Here is a 16,072-nt window from a genome sequence, read left to right as displayed (position 1 = left end):
GGGCCGCTCGAAATAAAACCACAAGAAACCGAATGGAGCTGGGAACTATGAACAAGATCAAAGTTTTATTGGCAGGAACTGCGTGTGCGGCCGCCGTCGCCGCCTTTGTCGCAACCGGGCCGGTATCGGCCGACGACAGCAAGCTTGAGCAACTGAAGGCTCAAGGGTTTGCCCGCATTGCCATCGCCAACGAGCCGCCTTTCACCGCGGTCGGCGCGGACGGCAAGGTTTCGGGTGCGGCGCCCGACGTGGCGCGCGAAGTGTTCAAGCGTCTCGGCGTTGCCGATGTCGTGGCCTCGATCTCCGAATATGGCGCGATGATCCCCGGTCTGCAGGCCGGCCGCCATGACGCCGTCACCGCCGGACTTTTCATGAAGCCGGAACGTTGCGCTGCGGTCGCTTACTCCGAGCCCGTACTGTGCGACGCCGAAGCCTTCCTGCTGAAGAAGGGCAACCCGAAGGGTTTCCAGAGTTATGCCGACATTGCCAAGGACCCGTCGGGCACCATCGGCGCGCCCGGCGGGGGCACCGAGGAAAAGCTGGCGCTCGAGGCTGGCGTGCCGCGTGACCGCGTCATCGTTGTTCCGGACGGCCAGAGCGGCCTGAAGATGCTGCAGGACGGCCGCATCGACGCTTATTCGCTGCCGGTGCTGTCGATCAACGATCTCGTCAAGAAGGCCAACGATCCGAGCCTCGAAGTCGTCGCCCCGGTCGTCGGTGCGCCGGTCTATTGCGATGGCGCGGCCTTCAAGAAGGGCGACGAAGCCCTGCGCGATGCCTTCGATGTCGAACTCGCCAAGCTGAAGGAATCGGGCGAATTCGCCAAGATCATCGAGCCCTACGGCTTCTCGGCCAAGGCCGCGATGTCGACGACGCGCGAAAAGCTCTGCGCGGCGAAGTAGGGCACCTCTTCCTTCTCTCCGTTCACGGGAGAAGGTGGCTCGACGGGCCGGATGAGGGGCAGCATCAATTCTGCCAGGCTAGCTCTGCCCCTCATCTGCCTGCCGGCATCTTCTCCCCGTAAACGGGGAGAAGGAGCTGCTCGCGCGAAATCACCGATCTGGGAAACCGCTGAATTCATGATCGACTGGTCCGGATATCTAGGCCTCATCCTGCAAGGCGCAGTCGTCACCGTCGAACTGACGGTGATGGGCTCCGCACTTGCGCTGGTCATGGCTTTTGCCGCGGGGCTCGGCCGCCTGTCGCGCTTCTGGGCGGTGCGGGCGCTGGCCACGACCTATATCGAATTTTTCCGCGGCACCTCGATCTTCGTCCAGCTTTTCTGGGCCTATTTCGTGCTGCCGTTCATGGGCATTACGCTGACGCCGCTGCAGGCGGGCGTGCTGGCGCTGGGCCTGAATGTCGGCGCCTATGGTGCCGAAGTGGTGCGCGGCGCGGTGCAATCGATCGGCCGCGAGCAGTATGAAGCCTGCGTTGCGCTCAATCTCGGCCGCTGGCAGGCGATGCGCCATGTCATCCTGCCGCAGGCGTTTCTCCTGATGCTGCCGACCTTCGGCAACAATGCGATCGAGCTTCTGAAGGCGACCGCCGTCGTCTCGCTGATCTCGCTGACCGACATGACCTTTCAGGCGCAGGTGGTGCGCGCCCAGACCGGCAACACGCTGGTGCCCTTCACCACCATATTGATCCTCTACTTCGCCATCGCCTGCGTGATTTCCTACGGCATGCGCGCGCTCGAGCGGCGCATGGCACGCGGCCTTGACGGCGTGAGGAGCTGACCATGGAGTGGGATTGGGATTTCGTCTGGCAGATCATGCCGACCCTTATCCAGGGCGTGAAGATCACGATTCTGGCAACGTTGCTCGGCTCGGTGCTGGCAGCAGTCGTCGGGCTCGGCATTGCGCTCGCGCGCCGCTCGCCGAACAAGCTGCTGTCGCGGCCGGTCGGCTTTCTCGCCGAGTTCATTCGCGGCACGCCGCTGCTGGTGCAGCTCTATTTCATCTTCTATGTGCTGCCCGATATCGGCATCACGCTGTCGCCGATGGTGGCGGGCGTGATCGGGCTTGGGCTGCATTACGGCACTTACACCGCCGAGGTTTACCGCGCCGGCATTGACAATGTGCCGCGCGGCCAGTGGGAGGCGGCGAAGGCCTGCAATCTGAGCGCGCGCCAGACCTGGACGCAGATCATCCTGCCGCAGGCTCTGCCGCCGATGATCCCGGCGCTGGCGAATTATTTCATCGCCATGTTCAAGGAAACGCCGCTGCTCTCGGCCATCACTGTGCTGGAGCTGATGAACCAGGCCAAGAGCGTCGCCAATTCCAGCTACCGCTATGTCGAGCCGATCACCATGGTCGGTGTATTCTTCCTTGTCATCAGCCTGATCTCGGTCTTCGCTTTGCGCTGGCTGGAACGGCGGTATGGGCGGATAGGTTGAAGATCATGAAACCATTGCCCGAAATCAGGATGAGCCAGGCGCGCCCGATGCTCGACGATCGCCCGATGGCGAAGCGCGTCGGCCTGATCGCGCTTGCCACCGACCACACATCGGAGGTCGACTTCCAGCGCATGGTCGCCGGCCCGCGCATCGGCGTCTACGTCGCCCGCATAGATTACGCCAATCCGACGACGCCGGAAAACCTGCGCAAGATGCAGCCGTCGCTGACCGAGGGTGCAAGGCTGATCCTGCCGGGCGAGGAACTCGACGCGATCTGCTATTCCTGCACCTCTGCCTCGGCGGTGATCGGCGACGACGAAATAACAGCGGCCATTCAGGCGGCAAAGCCGGGTGTGCCGGTCGTCACGCCGACCTTGGCCAGCGTGCGCGGCCTGCGGGCGCTCGGCGTCAGCAAAATCAGCGTGCTGACGCCTTATACGGTCGAGACGAGCCGGTCGATGGCGGCTTATTTCGCCGGCCACGGTTTTGAACTCGTCAACTTCACCTGCCTTGGTTTCGACGATGATCGCGAGATGGCGCGGATTCCGCCGGCGCTGCTCGTCGATCTGGCGCGCGAAGTCGCCTCGCCGGATGCTGATGCATTGTTCATTTCCTGCACTGCGCTGCGGGCTGCGGGCGTTGCTGCCGACATCGAGCGCGCTATCGGCAGGCCCGTCGTTACCAGCAATCTTGCCAGTGCCTGGAACTGCCTGCGCCTGTGCGGAGACGAGAAGGCTCGTCCGGAACTCGGCCGGCTGATGACCATGCCGCTGGCGGCGGACTGATTTGCCATGACCGACTTTGTAACCCTTCACGACGTCCAGTCCGCGCGTTCACGCATCGCCGGCAAGGTTGTCCACACGCCCACCGTGCAGTCCGTGGCGTTGTCGGAGATCGCCGGCGTGCCGGTTTTCCTGAAGCTCGAACACCGCCAGACCACCGGCGCATTCAAGTTGCGCGGTGCTTCCAACGCCGTTGCATCACTTGGGGCGGATGAAAGGAATCGCGGCGTGGTGGCCGCATCGACCGGAAACCATGGCCGCGCGCTGGCTTACGCGGCTTCGCTGGAAGGCATTCGCGCGATCATCTGCATGTCCAGCATGGTGCCGCAGAACAAGGTCGATGAAATCCGCAGGCTCGGCGCGGAGATACTAATCGTTGGAAAATCCCAGGACGACGCGCAAGAAGAGGTTGACCGTCTGGTGGCCGAAAGGCAACTTGTGATGGTACCGCCGTTCGATCATTCGGCGGTCATCGCGGGTCAGGGAACCATCGGGCTGGAAATGCTCGACGACGTGCCGGATGCCGCGACGGTGGTGGTGCCGGTTTCGGGCGGGGGGCTTGGAGCCGGCATCGCTGCTGCCGTAAAGGGGCTCAAACCTTCCGCAAAAATCATCGGCGTCTCTATGGAACGGGGCGCTGCCATGAAGGCCAGTTTCGACGCCGGTCGGCCTGTTCTGGTCGAGGAAATGCAGAGCCTTGCCGACTCGCTCGGCGGCGGCATCGGGCTCGACAATCGCCTGACATTTGCTATGTGCCGCAACCTACTGGACGATCTGGTGCTGCTGTCCGAAGACGAGATAGCAGCCGGAATCCGGCACGCCTATGCGGTCGAGCGCGAGGTCATCGAAGGGGCAGCGGCCGTCGGCATCGGCGCGCTGCTGGCCGGCAAGATCACGTCGAGCGGGCCGGTGGTGCTCGTCCTGTCCGGGCGCAACATCGACATGGAATTGCATCGCAGGATCGTCTGCGGCGAGCGCGACCCGTTTGCGGAGATCGCCGCATGAGCCGCATGACCATCCTCACCGAAGCCGATCTGCGCAAGATCGTCACGCTCGATCTGGAAGCGGTCGCCTGCGTCGAAAACGCCTTTCATGCGCTGGCGACAAAAGCGGTCGCCATGCCGCCGATCCTGCGGCTCGACATACCCGAGCATCGCGGCGAGGTCGATGTGAAGACGGCCTATGTGCCGGGCATCGAGGGTTTCGCCATCAAGATCAGCCCCGGCTTCTTCGACAATCCCAAGCTTGGGCTGCCGAGCCTCAACGGGATGATGGTCCTGCTTTCTGCCCAGACCGGTCTGGTCGAGGCGTTGTTGCTCGACAATGGCTATCTCACCGACGTGCGCACGGCCGCCGCCGGTGCGGTTGCGGCCAAGCATCTGTCGCGTGAGGATTCGCAGGTTGCCGCGATTTTTGGCGCAGGCGTTCAGGCCGGCTTGCAGCTTGAGGCACTGACATTGGTGCGCCCCATCAAGGAAGCGCGGATCTGGGCGCGTGATCTGGGCAAGGCCGAGGTCGCGGCCAAACAATTTGCGGAACGCCTTGGAATTGTGGTGCGCGCCGAACCCGACGCCGAAAGAGCGGTTGCTGGCGCCGACATCATCGTCACCACGACACCTTCCGATCGCCCGATCCTGCAAGCCGAATGGCTGGAGCCGGGACAGCATATCACCGCCATGGGTTCGGATTCGGAGCACAAGAACGAACTCGATCCGGCGATCATCACCAAGGCCGACCTCTATATCGCCGACAGGCTGAGCCAGACGCGGCTGCTGGGCGAATTGCACCATGCGATCAAAGCCGGGTTGGTCGAGGAGAGCAGGACTTTCCCTGAACTCGGCGAGGTGATCGCGAAAGCGAAGCCGGGCCGCGCGTCGGATCGGCACATCACAGTCGCCGACCTCACCGGCACCGGGGTGCAGGACACGGCCATCGCCACGCTGGCAAGCGACCGCGCCAAGGCGGCAGGTGCCGGCACCACCTTCGAAAGCTGATTTTGGCCATCGGCCCAAAAACACGAGGAAACGACAGAGAATGACCGGACCAAACCTCAAATTTTCGCTCGGCGAATATGCGGATCGCCTCGCCAAGACGCGGCGCGCCATGGAAGCCAAGGGCGTCGACCTGCTGATCGTCAGCGATCCCTCGAACATGGCGTGGCTGACCGGTTATGATGGCTGGTCGTTCTATGTGCATCAGGCGGTCATCGTTCCGCCGCAGGGCGAGCCGGTCTGGTACGGTCGCGGGCAGGACGCCAACGGCGCCAAGCGTACCGCCTATCTCGCGCATGACAACATCGTCGGTTACGCCGACCATTACGTGCAGTCGACCGAGCGCCATCCGATGGACTTCCTGTCCGAAACGCTTACGTCGCGCGGCTGGGACAAGCTCACCATCGGCGTCGAGATGGACAATTACTGGTTTTCGGCCGCCGCTTACGCCGCGTTGCAGAAGCATCTGCCGAATGCCCGTTTCGTCGACACGACAGCGCTGGTGAACTGGCAGCGCGCGATCAAGAGCACGCAGGAGATCGACTATATGCGCAAGGCCGGGCGCATCGTCGAGGCCATGCACCAGCGCATCGTCGACAAGATCGAGGTCGGCATGCGCAAATGCGATCTGGTCGCCGAGATCTATGACGCCGGCACGCGCGGCGTCGACGGCATCGGCGGCGACTATCCGGCGATCGTGCCGCTGCTGCCGTCAGGCGCCGATGCGTCCGCGCCGCACCTGACCTGGGACGACAAGCCGATGAAGAGCGGCGAGGGCACCTTCTTCGAGATCGCCGGCTGCTACAATCGCTATCACCTGCCGCTGTCGCGCACCGTTTTTCTCGGCAAGCCGACGCAGGAATTCCTCGATGCCGAGAAGGCGACGCTGGAGGGCATGGAGGCCGGCCTTGCTGCAGCAAAGCCCGGCAACACCTGCGAGGACATCGCCAATGCCTTCTTCGCGGTTTTGAAGAAATACGGCATCGTCAAGGACAACCGCACCGGCTACTCCATCGGGCTTTCCTATCCGCCGGATTGGGGCGAGCGCACGATGAGCCTGCGCCCCGGCGACAAGACCGAGCTGAAGCCCGGCATGACTTTCCATTTCATGACCGGCCTGTGGCTGGAAACGATGGGGCTGGAGATCACTGAAAGCATCCTGATCACCGAGACCGGCGTCGAATGCCTGTCCAACGTGCCGCGCCAGCTTTTCGTGAAGAATTGATCGGCGATGCTCATGAAAACGCTTCGCCCCTCACCAATCACGCCTACCGTCGACTTTGACAAACCCGGCGTCCAGCACGGTTTCCTGCGACTGCCCTACAGCCGCGACGATTCCGCCTGGGGCTCCGTGATGATCCCGCTGACCGTGGTGAAGAACGGTAGCGGGCCGACGGCGCTGCTGACCGGGGGCAACCACGGTGACGAATATGAGGGGCCGATCGCGCTGTTTGACCTCGCCCGCACGCTCGACCCAAAGGATGTTTCCGGCACGGTCATCATCGTGCCGGCGATGAACTATCCGGCCTTCCGCGCCGGCACGCGCACATCGCCGATCGACAAGGGCAATATGAACCGCAGCTTTCCGGGTCGCCCCGACGGCACGGTGACGGAAAAGATCGCCGACTATTTCCAGCGCGAATTGCTGCCGCGCGCCGATATCGTTCTCGACTTCCATTCCGGCGGCAAAACGCTTGATTTCGTTCCGTTCTGCGCCGCCCACATCCTTCCCGACAAGAGGCAGGAAGAGCAGGCATTCGCGGCGGTAAAAGCGTTCTCCGCGCCATTCTCCATGCGCATGCTGGAGATCGACGCGGTCGGCATGTACGACACCGCCGCCGAGGAAATGGGCAAGATCTTTGTCACGACCGAACTGGGTGGTGGCGGCACGTCGCGAGCCGAAACCGTACGTATCGCCAAACGCGGCACGCTCAACGTGCTTCGCCATGCCGGCATCGTCGGTGGTGCGGTGGAAAGCCAGCCGACGCAATGGCTCGACATGCCGTCTGGCGATTGTTTTTCCTTCGCCGAGGACGAAGGCATGATCGAGCCGCTGGTCGATCTTGGCGAGGCGGTCGAGGCAGGGCAGGTGGTCGCTCGCATCCATCCTATTGGCCGCACCGGGCAGGCGCCGGCCGAGATCAAGGCCAAGCTTTCCGGCATCCTCACTGCCCGGCATTTTCCGGGGCTGGTCAAGCCGGGTGATTGCGCGGCAGTGGTCGCCGTGCTGGTCGATTGATCGCCTGCGCGTTCTTCTTCCCGCCTCGTCCAGTGGCGGGAAGCTGGTGATACGATAGCGAATCCGCACGCCCCACGCTTTTCATCGGCGACGAGACGTGTTACCAGCCCGTGCCAATCCTGAAAGGGAAAGATAGAGTCTGCGCAGCTCGACAGAGCCAGCGCTGGCTTAACGCATCAAGGGCTGGCCATGGCAAAAATCATCGAAACCGCAACGGGCGCCACGGCGCTTACCTTTGACGACGTGCTCCTGCAGCCCGGCCATTCGGAAGTCATGCCCGGCGAGACGGATGTCCGCACCATCATCGCTGGCGACATCGAACTCAACATTCCGATCCTTTCCGCAGCCATGGATACGGTGACCGAATCGCGCCTCGCCATCGCCATGGCCCAGGCCGGCGGTATCGGCGTCATCCACCGCAATTTCACGCCTGCCGAGCAGGCCGAGCAGGTACGCCAGGTCAAGAAGTTCGAATCGGGCATGGTCGTCAATCCGGTCACGATTGGGCCGGATGCGACGCTGGCCGATGCGCAGGCGCTGATGCGCAATCACGGCATCTCCGGCATTCCGGTGGTCGAAAACGGCGGCTCGGGCGGGCAGATCGTCGGCCGGCTGGTCGGCATCCTGACCAATCGCGACGTGCGTTTCGCCACCGATCCGGCGCAGAAGGTCTATGAGCTGATGACCAGGGAAAACCTGATCACGGTCAAGGAGAACGTCGATCAGACCGAGGCCAAGCGGCTGCTGCACCAGCACCGCATCGAGAAGCTGGTTGTGGTCGACAAGAGCGGCAATTGCGTCGGCCTTATCACCGTCAAGGATATCGAGAAGTCGCAGCTCAACCCGAATGCCACCAAGGATTCGCAGGGCCGCTTGCGCGCCGCCGCTGCAACCAGCGTCGGCGAGGACGGTTTCGAGCGTGCCGAACGCCTGATCGATGCCGGCGTCGATCTGCTGGTCATCGACACCGCGCACGGCCATTCGCAGCGCGTTCTGGACGCCGTCACCCGCGCCAAGAAGCTGTCGAATTCGGTGCGCATCATGGCCGGCAATGTGGCGACCGCCGCGGGCACGCAGGCGCTGATCGATGCGGGTGCGGACGCCGTCAAGGTAGGCATCGGCCCGGGCTCGATCTGCACCACGCGCATCGTCGCGGGCGTCGGCGTGCCGCAGCTGTCGGCCATCATGTCGGCGGTCGAGACGGCCTATAAATCGGGCGTCTCGGTCATCGCCGATGGCGGCATCAAATATTCCGGCGATCTGGCCAAGGCACTGGCTGCCGGCGCCAGTGCGGCGATGGTCGGCTCGCTGCTGGCCGGCACGGACGAAAGCCCCGGCGAGGTCTATCTCTATCAGGGCCGCTCGTTCAAAGCCTATCGCGGCATGGGCTCGGTCGGCGCCATGGCGCGCGGCTCGGCCGATCGCTATTTCCAGGCGGAAGTGCGCGACACGCTGAAGCTGGTTCCCGAAGGCATCGAAGGTCAGGTGCCGTACAAGGGCCCGGTCTCAGGCGTGCTGCATCAGCTTGCCGGCGGCCTGAAGGCTGCGATGGGTTATGTCGGCGGCCGCGATCTTGCAGACTTCCGCGAGCGCGCCACCTTCGTGCGCATCTCCAATGCGGGCCTGCGTGAAAGCCACACCCACGACGTGACCATCACGCGCGAAAGCCCGAACTATCCCGGCGGCTTCTGAAGCTGATGATTGCCAGACTGGCACGGCATGCCGGGGCGCTCTGCGTTGCCTCGGCATGTGTTTTTGCCGCAATGACCTTGCTGGAATTCTTCTATTTCCGCGGCCTGAGCGGCGGGCTGCCGTCGCTCGACATGCGCTATTTCGGCTTCACGCCCGATGAAGGCATGGAGTGGCTGACGGCGCTGGGGCGCCGCGGCAGCGAGAACATTCTCGTCTGGCATTATCTGACGTTCGACCTTCTGTTTCCGGCATTGTTTTCCGCAACGCTGGTCAGCTTGATTCTGGCCGCCGGAAACCGGCTCCGGCGGTTTTCGGACCTGTCCGAAAACGCACGCTCGAGTTTCGCGCTCGGTATGGTGCTGCCCTACACTGTCGCAGATTACGCCCAGAACCTGGCCGTCGCGCGGGTGCTGTCGGACCCGATCGCGGCCAATCCGGATACGCTTTCGCTGGCGTCCGGCCTGATCGCTGCGAAATTCGCGCTCGGTGCCATTCCGATCATTGTCATTGCCGCGCTGTTTCTGGCAGGCCAGAAAGAGAACTGAGGTTGTTCGTTCCGGAAAGGCAGGCGCGACCATGAATCCGACGGCAATCTTCTGGCCGGTCATTGCCCATGTGGTGCTGGTCTACATCGTCTATGCGGTCGTGGGTAAGCGGCGTTACAACGCGGTGCAGTCGGGCGAGGCGAAGACCTCGCAATTCCGTGGCCGCACGGACGAGCCGTCAAGCAGCGCCACCGCCTCGAACAATTTGATGAACCAGTTCGAGCTTCCGATTCTGTTCCACGTCGTCTGCCTGGCGCTGTTCGTCACGAGCGGCGTCGCCTATGTGCCCGTGGTGCTGGCATGGCTTTTTGCCATTTCACGCTACGTGCATGCGTGGGTGCATCTGACGGGCAATCGCATTCGCTATCGTCAGCCAGCGTTCTCGGTCGGCTTTTTCGCGTTGGCCGCGCTCTGGATCTGGTTTGCGCTGCATCTGCTGGCGGTCGTCTAGGGCATATCGATATTCAGGTGATGACGGCCTGCGAATGCCGGCTTTCTGCGCTTCCGGTACTCACGTACCCAAACGTACGCTCCGTTCCGGTTCTCGAAATCCAGCATTCTCGGCTCGCCCTGACCTGAATCTCGACATGCCCAGAATCACAATTCTATTAGGTTTCGAACAGCGTAATCTTCTTGTGTTCGAATTTGAGCGCGAGTTGGCCGCGAACCAGGCGCACGGCGATGTCGCCGAACACTTCGCGCCGCCAGCCATGCATGGCTGGCACGTCGGCTTCTTCGCCGTCCGCAGCGAGGCGGTCAATGTCGTCGCTGGACGCAAGCACCTTGGCGGCCACGCCTTCCTTTTCGGCCACTTGCCGCAGCAGCACTTTCAGCAGTTCGGCCGCCGCACTGGTGCCTTCGGGTGCCTGGATGACCTTGGGCAGCCTCGGCATCTGTTCCTTCGGGATGATGAGCGCTGCGTTGACGATTTCGAGAAGCGTCGTTGCGGTGGAAGACCGTTCCCAGCCTTTAGGCACGGTGCGCAAGCGCGACAGCGCCATTGCGTCGCGCGGCTGCTGCTGCGCGATCTCGTAGATGGCGTCATCCTTCAGCACGCGCCCGCGCGGCACGTTGCGTTCGCGCGCCTCGCGCTCGCGCCATGCGGCAACCGCCTGCACCACGGCGAGCTCGACAGGCTTGCGCAGGCGCATCTTGAGGCGCTTCCAGGCATCGTCTGGATGCGGATCGTAGGTCTCGCGGGAGGTCAGCACCTCCATTTCCTCGTTCAGCCAGTGGGCGCGGTTGTCGCGCTCGAGCTGGGCCTGGAGGTGCTGGTAGACGTCGATCAGATGGGTGACGTCGGCCAGCGCATAGGTGAGCTGCTTTTCCGACAGCGGCCGGTGGCGCCAGTCGGTGAAACGCGAGGATTTGTCGAGATGGGTCCCGGTGATCTTCTGCACGAGCTGGTCGTAGGAGACGCTGTCGCCGAAGCCGCAGACCATCGCCGCCACCTGCGTGTCGAACACCGGGTGGGGGATAAGCCCGCCGAGATGGAAGATGATTTCGATATCCTGCCGGGCGGCGTGGAAAACCTTGATCACCGCCTCATTTGCCATCAGTGCGAAAAACGGTTTGAGATCGATGCCCGGCGACAGCGGATCGACCAGCGCGGTGACGCCGGGAGCGGCCATCTGGATCAGGCAGAGTTCCGGCCAAAAGGTGGTTTCACGGATGAACTCGGTGTCGACGGTGACGAAAGCGGACTTTTCCAACGCCGCAACGGCGGTTTCAAGTTCTTGCTGGGTCGTTATGACATGCATGAAATTTCTTTGACCTGAAAAGCAACGACATTTCCTTTCAGTCCCAGACGCTTTCGTCAAGCGTCCGTGGCTTATTCGTCCTTACCCGATTTGGCTGAATCACCGTTGCGGCGGGCAAGTCGAGCAAAAATCGTCGACGTGCGCAAAAGTGCTGTGAAGCGGCCACGGTGGTTGGCCGGAACGGGCGAGCGGACACCCATCCGGTAAAGCGTGATCAGGATGAAAATCGCATAGATCGCCGCCGTGAAGCTGAATAGCGAATGCGGCCCGAAATATTGCATCACGGTCGATGCAGCCAGCGGACCGCCGATGGCTCCGAAGGAATAGAAGAGCATCAGCGCGGCATTGACGAGAACGAACTCGCCTTTGCCGGCGCGGTCGTTGGCATGGGCCGCGGAAAGCGAAAACAACGGCATGGCGAAGGAGCCGAACACGAAGACGAAGGCGAAATTGGCGATGACGGCGTTTCCGGCCAGAAAGACGATGGCAAGTGCTGAAAGCATCGCGCAGCAGGTGGTCAGAAGCAGCACCTTGCGCCGGTCCCAGCGATCGGAGAGGTAGCCGAGCGGATACTGGATCAGCGCGCCGCCGATGATGCCGACACTGATGAAGGTGACGACGTCGGCGACCGACATGCCGATCTCTTCGGCATAGACGGGTGAAAGCGTTCGGAAGGCGCTGTTGGTGACACCGACGGCAATGCAGCCGATGCAGCCGAGCGGCGAGATGCGCCAGACCCTGGCAAGGTCCAGCTTGACCTCGTCGGGCGGCTTTGGATTTGAGCGGTCGCCCAGCGATACCGGCACCAGCGACAGCGTGATCATGATCGACATGATGGCGAAGATGGTGAAGCCGCCCGCACCGAAGACGGGAATCATGAACTGGGCGCCGGTGACCGAGCCGATATCGATGATGCGATAGAGCGCCAGAACGCGGGCGCGGTCGTGATTCTGAACGCCGGAGTTCAGCCAGCTTTCCATGATCGTGAAGAGGCCGGCAAAACAGAAGCCTGTTGCGAAGCGGATCACCGACCACATGATCGGATCGATGACCAGGACCAGCATAAGCGTGCCGGCCGAGGCGATCGCCGCCAGCGCTGAAAAGGAACGGACATGGCCGACTGCCTTCATGATGCGGGTGATGGCGATGCAGCCAAGAAGAAAACCGGCAAAATAGGACGTGCCCATGAAGCCGATGGTCGAGGCTGAAAAGCCTTCCTGCGCGCCGCGCAGCGCAATAAGCGTGCCCTGGAGGCCGTTGCCGCCAAGGAGAATGCCGGCGGCAATGAGCAGGGGTATCAGCGGGCGGATGGAAGACATCAGGCTTTCAGTCTGCAATGAAGTGTCAGTAGTGAACCATCGCCCTGGCGATTGCCAGCGGCAAACCCGACAGCCATTGGACCAAAACGCGGCATTGCCTTGACAAAACCGGGCTCGCATGCGCTTTTCGCGCGAATTTTGGAGCCGGCGGCAAAAAATGCGCCGGCCTGATCACGCCAACATCCCGGACCGGAAATTTGACCATGCACCGTTACCGCAGCCATACCTGCGCTCAGTTGAGGAAATCCGACGTCGGATCGAGCGTCCGCCTTTCCGGCTGGGTCCATCGCGTCCGCGACCATGGCGGCCTGCTGTTCATCGACATACGCGACCATTACGGCCTGACGCAGATCGTCGCCGACCCGGATTCGCCGGCCTTCAAGATCGCCGAGACCGTGCGCGGCGAATGGGTGATCCGCGTCGATGGCGAGGTCAAGGCGCGCATGGCCGAGACGGTCAACGCCAACCTGCCGACCGGCGAGATCGAGGTTTTCGCCCGCGAGATCGAGGTTCTTTCGGCGGCCAAGGAACTGCCGCTGCCGGTGTTCGGCGAGCCGGATTATCCCGAAGACATCCGCCTGAAGTATCGCTTCATCGACCTGCGCCGTGATACGCTGCACAAAAACATCGTCCAGCGCACCAAGATCATCGCCGAAATGCGCAAGCGCATGGACGAATCGGGCTTCACCGAATATTCGACTCCGATCCTGACGGCTTCGAGCCCGGAAGGCGCGCGCGACTTCCTGGTGCCGAGCCGCATCCATCCCGGCAATTTCTACGCGCTGCCGCAGGCGCCGCAGCAGTACAAGCAGCTGATCATGGTGTCGGGCTTCGACCGCTATTTCCAGATCGCGCCCTGCTTCCGCGACGAAGACCCGCGCGCCGACCGCCTGCCGGGCGAATTCTACCAGCTCGACCTCGAAATGAGCTTTGTCGAGCAGGACGATGTTCTGGCGACGATGGAACCGGTGATGCGCGGCGTGTTCGAGACTTTTGCGAACGGCAAGCCGGTGACGCAGGAGTTCCCGCGCATTCCTTACGATGTCGCGATGCGCAAATACGGCTCGGATAAGCCGGACCTGCGCAACCCGATCGTCATGGACAATGTTTCCGAGCATTTCCGGGGGTCTGGCTTCAAGGTGTTCGCCGGTATTCTGGCGAATGACGCGAAGGCCGAAGTCTGGGGTATTCCGGCCAAAACAGGCGGCTCCCGCGCTTTCTGCGACCGCATGAACAGCTGGGCGCAGGGAGAGGGTCAGCCGGGCCTCGGCTACATTTTCTGGCGCAAGGAAGGCGACAAGCTCGAAGGTGCTGGCCCGCTGGCAAAAAACATCGGCGAGGAGCGCACCGAAGCAATCCGCCAGCAGCTTGGCCTTGAGGACGGCGATGCGGCGTTCTTCGTTGCCGGCGATCCGAAGAAGTTCGTTTCCTTCGCAGGTGCTGCCCGCACGCGCGCCGGTGAGGAATTGAACCTCGTCGACCGCGACCGGTTCGAGCTGTGCTGGATCGTCGACTTCCCGTTCTTCGAATGGAACGAGGACGAGAAGCGCGTCGACTTCGCGCACAACCCGTTCTCCATGCCGCAGGGCGGTATCGACGCCCTGAACGGTGCGGAGCCGCTCGGCATCAAGGCGTTCCAGTATGACATGGTCTGCAACGGCTTCGAGATCGCCTCGGGCGGCATCCGCAACCACCTGCCGGAAACGATGGTGAAAGCCTTCGAGATGGTGGGTCTCGATCGCCAGACGGTCGAAGACCGCTTCGGCGGCCTCTACCGTGCCTTCCAGTATGGCGCGCCGCCGCATGGCGGCATGGCGGCCGGCATCGACCGCGTGGTCATGCTGCTGGTCGGTGCGAAGAACCTGCGCGAGGTGACGATGTTCCCGATGAATCAGCAGGCCTTCGACCTGTTGATGGGTGCGCCGTCTCCGGCAACGCCGCAGCAGCTGCGCGAGCTTGAACTGCGTGCGGCTGCGCCTAAGAAGGAAGCTTAAGCGCCGGGCCTAACACACTCGTACGACTCAATAAAAAGCCCGGCATCGCTGCCGGGCTTTTTCGTTTCCGATTGATTTGAAACGGCGAACTATTCGTTGGCCGTCACGGTGACGCCGAGCGTCTTGGGCAGTTCCGTCGGCGCCGACATTGCGCCGGCGGCGATCATTGCGAACGGCACAGGCGAGGCGGGTGTAGCAGTGATCGCCAGGCTCTTCGGATCGTCGAGGAACTTGTTGACCGCAGCCGTGATCTGGCCGGACAGCTCGGGGTTGTTGAGCTGGGCGGTCAGGAAGGGCACGATCGCCTTGGCCTGGTTGGCGATGTCCTTCGGCTGCATGCTCTGCTGCTTGGCGACATAGGCGAGAACCTTGCCGGTCAGAGAATCGTCGTCGAAGCGGATGTTGGCGCCGTGGAAGGTGAGCTGCTGCATCAGGCCGAGCATGGCGAGGCCCTGCGTGGAATTGTCGGCGCCGGCCGGCTGATCGGCCATCTTCTTCTGCATGTCCTGAAGCGATTTTACGAAGGCCAGCGTGTATCCGCCGAAGTCGAACTTCATGCCGAGCGTGCCGGCATTATCGACCGTGATATCGTACTGGGACAGCGCCATGCGGCCATCGGAGGGTTGCCAGGAACCGGCCATTTCCAGGTTACCGCTGATGTTCTGGTAACCGAGGCCGTCGATGATGACTTTCGACTGGGGATCCTCGACGGCCGTAAGGTCGGCCGTGAACTTTTCAGCGGAGCCGGTGAATTCCATCGGCTTGTCGTCGACCGGTGGGGTCACTTCGATGTTCATGTTGGACAGCGAAAAGACCTGCTTGTCGGCAACCTTGACGCCGACGCTGGCGATCTGGGCGGAATCATACATCAGCAACGATGCCAGCGGGTCGGCCGCATTGGCAGCCGGAAGCTTCACGCCCGAGAACGTCATGGTGCTGACGTCGATGACCGCCTTGTCTTCGGTGATGTGGTAGGGCTCGGTGCTCACCGTATCGACCTTGTAGCCGCCGTTTTCCTCGGTCACGCCTTCGAAAGTCAGCTTGCCGATCGGGAACGGCTCCTTTTCGCCCGGAGCGCTGAAGGTTACGCCATCGAACACCATTTTGGAGGCGTCGCCGCTGACCGAGGACCAGTTCAGGTCAACGCTCTGCGCGGCCAGCAATTCCTTGAAACGCTCGGCAACGGCATTGGCGTCCTGTGCGTAGGCGCCGTGCAGGGGCAGGGTGAACAGAATGGTGGAAAAAGCGAGTTTGTAAAAAAGCGGACGGTGGATCGTCATTGTATGTTTCCTAAAACTGGAATGATTCCGTGCCGCCATTCCTGTCTGCGAAGAACCCGACCGGAAAATGGC

Annotated in this window: 15 protein-coding genes; 12 read left to right on the top strand and 3 right to left on the bottom strand. The window is 62.4% G+C overall.

Going from position 1 to position 16,072, the window contains the following annotated elements; all coding sequences use genetic code 11:
* Positions 1 to 47: 47 nt before the first annotated feature.
* From ehuB to G6N74_RS25260, 11 genes are all read left to right on the top strand, one after another.
* A complete protein-coding gene (gene ehuB, locus G6N74_RS25310; RefSeq protein WP_165120785.1) occupies positions 48 to 902 on the top strand; it encodes an ectoine/hydroxyectoine ABC transporter substrate-binding protein EhuB in 855 nt (284 codons plus the stop codon).
* Positions 903 to 1,079: 177 nt separating this feature from the next.
* Positions 1,080 to 1,739, top strand: a complete 660-nt coding sequence (gene ehuC, locus G6N74_RS25305) for an ectoine/hydroxyectoine ABC transporter permease subunit EhuC (RefSeq protein ID WP_165120784.1) — start codon at positions 1,080 to 1,082, stop codon at positions 1,737 to 1,739.
* A 2-nt stretch (positions 1,740 to 1,741) separates the two neighbouring features.
* On the top strand, positions 1,742 to 2,398 hold the full coding sequence (ehuD, locus tag G6N74_RS25300) for an ectoine/hydroxyectoine ABC transporter permease subunit EhuD (protein WP_165120783.1): 657 nt from the start codon (positions 1,742 to 1,744) through the stop codon (positions 2,396 to 2,398).
* Between the two features lie 5 nt (positions 2,399 to 2,403).
* Positions 2,404 to 3,183: an ectoine utilization protein EutA gene (gene eutA, locus G6N74_RS25295; protein ID WP_165120782.1), complete on the top strand. Its 780-nt coding sequence runs from the start codon at positions 2,404 to 2,406 to the stop codon at positions 3,181 to 3,183.
* Positions 3,184 to 3,189: 6 nt separating this feature from the next.
* Positions 3,190 to 4,185, top strand: coding sequence for a hydroxyectoine utilization dehydratase EutB (gene eutB / locus G6N74_RS25290; protein ID WP_165120781.1), 996 nt, complete (start codon positions 3,190 to 3,192; stop codon positions 4,183 to 4,185).
* Positions 4,182 to 5,174: an ectoine utilization protein EutC gene (eutC, locus tag G6N74_RS25285; protein WP_165120780.1), complete on the top strand. Its 993-nt coding sequence runs from the start codon at positions 4,182 to 4,184 to the stop codon at positions 5,172 to 5,174. Before eutB ends, eutC begins: the two co-directional genes overlap by 4 nt.
* A gap of 40 nt (positions 5,175 to 5,214) precedes the next feature.
* On the top strand, positions 5,215 to 6,396 hold the full coding sequence (gene doeA, locus G6N74_RS25280; protein ID WP_165120779.1) for an ectoine hydrolase DoeA: 1,182 nt from the start codon (positions 5,215 to 5,217) through the stop codon (positions 6,394 to 6,396).
* Positions 6,397 to 6,402: 6 nt separating this feature from the next.
* Positions 6,403 to 7,410, top strand: coding sequence for a N(2)-acetyl-L-2,4-diaminobutanoate deacetylase DoeB (doeB, locus tag G6N74_RS25275; RefSeq protein ID WP_376767751.1), 1,008 nt, complete (start codon positions 6,403 to 6,405; stop codon positions 7,408 to 7,410).
* 189 nt (positions 7,411 to 7,599) lie between these two features.
* Positions 7,600 to 9,102 (top strand): IMP dehydrogenase, encoded by a 1,503-nt coding sequence (gene guaB, locus G6N74_RS25270; protein WP_165120777.1) that lies wholly within the window; start codon positions 7,600 to 7,602, stop codon positions 9,100 to 9,102.
* 5 nt (positions 9,103 to 9,107) lie between these two features.
* Positions 9,108 to 9,647 (top strand): hypothetical protein, encoded by a 540-nt coding sequence (locus G6N74_RS25265; protein ID WP_165120776.1) that lies wholly within the window; start codon positions 9,108 to 9,110, stop codon positions 9,645 to 9,647.
* Positions 9,648 to 9,678: 31 nt separating this feature from the next.
* Positions 9,679 to 10,098 carry an MAPEG family protein gene (locus G6N74_RS25260; RefSeq protein WP_165120775.1) on the top strand — a complete coding sequence of 140 codons (420 nt, stop codon included), beginning with the start codon at positions 9,679 to 9,681 and terminating at the stop codon, positions 10,096 to 10,098.
* Positions 10,099 to 10,255: 157 nt separating this feature from the next.
* On the opposite strand, the gene rnd is transcribed toward G6N74_RS25260, so the two are convergent.
* On the bottom strand, positions 10,256 to 11,407 hold the full coding sequence (gene rnd, locus G6N74_RS25255) for a ribonuclease D (RefSeq protein WP_165120774.1): 1,152 nt from the start codon (positions 11,405 to 11,407) through the stop codon (positions 10,256 to 10,258).
* Between the two features lie 71 nt (positions 11,408 to 11,478).
* Positions 11,479 to 12,726, bottom strand: coding sequence for an MFS transporter (locus tag G6N74_RS25250; protein ID WP_165120773.1), 1,248 nt, complete (start codon positions 12,724 to 12,726; stop codon positions 11,479 to 11,481).
* Positions 12,727 to 12,929: 203 nt separating this feature from the next.
* Between G6N74_RS25250 and aspS the strand changes: the two genes are divergently transcribed.
* The gene (gene aspS / locus G6N74_RS25245; protein ID WP_165120772.1) at positions 12,930 to 14,720 is read left to right on the top strand and encodes an aspartate--tRNA ligase; all 1,791 of its coding nucleotides are present in this window, start codon (positions 12,930 to 12,932) and stop codon (positions 14,718 to 14,720) included.
* Positions 14,721 to 14,809: 89 nt separating this feature from the next.
* Here the strand turns inward: aspS and G6N74_RS25240 are convergent, their stop codons facing one another.
* Entirely contained in the window at positions 14,810 to 16,000 is a 1,191-nt protein-coding gene (locus G6N74_RS25240; RefSeq protein WP_165120771.1) for an aq_1923 C-terminal domain, read from the bottom strand.
* Between the last annotated feature and the right edge of the window lie 72 nt (positions 16,001 to 16,072).

Origin of the sequence: Mesorhizobium zhangyense (assembly GCF_011045115.1) — a bacterium.
GTDB lineage: Bacteria > Pseudomonadota > Alphaproteobacteria > Rhizobiales > Rhizobiaceae > Mesorhizobium_M > Mesorhizobium_M zhangyense.
Note: the sequence above shows the minus strand (reverse complement) of the source record. Positions and strands in the feature narration are given on the sequence as shown.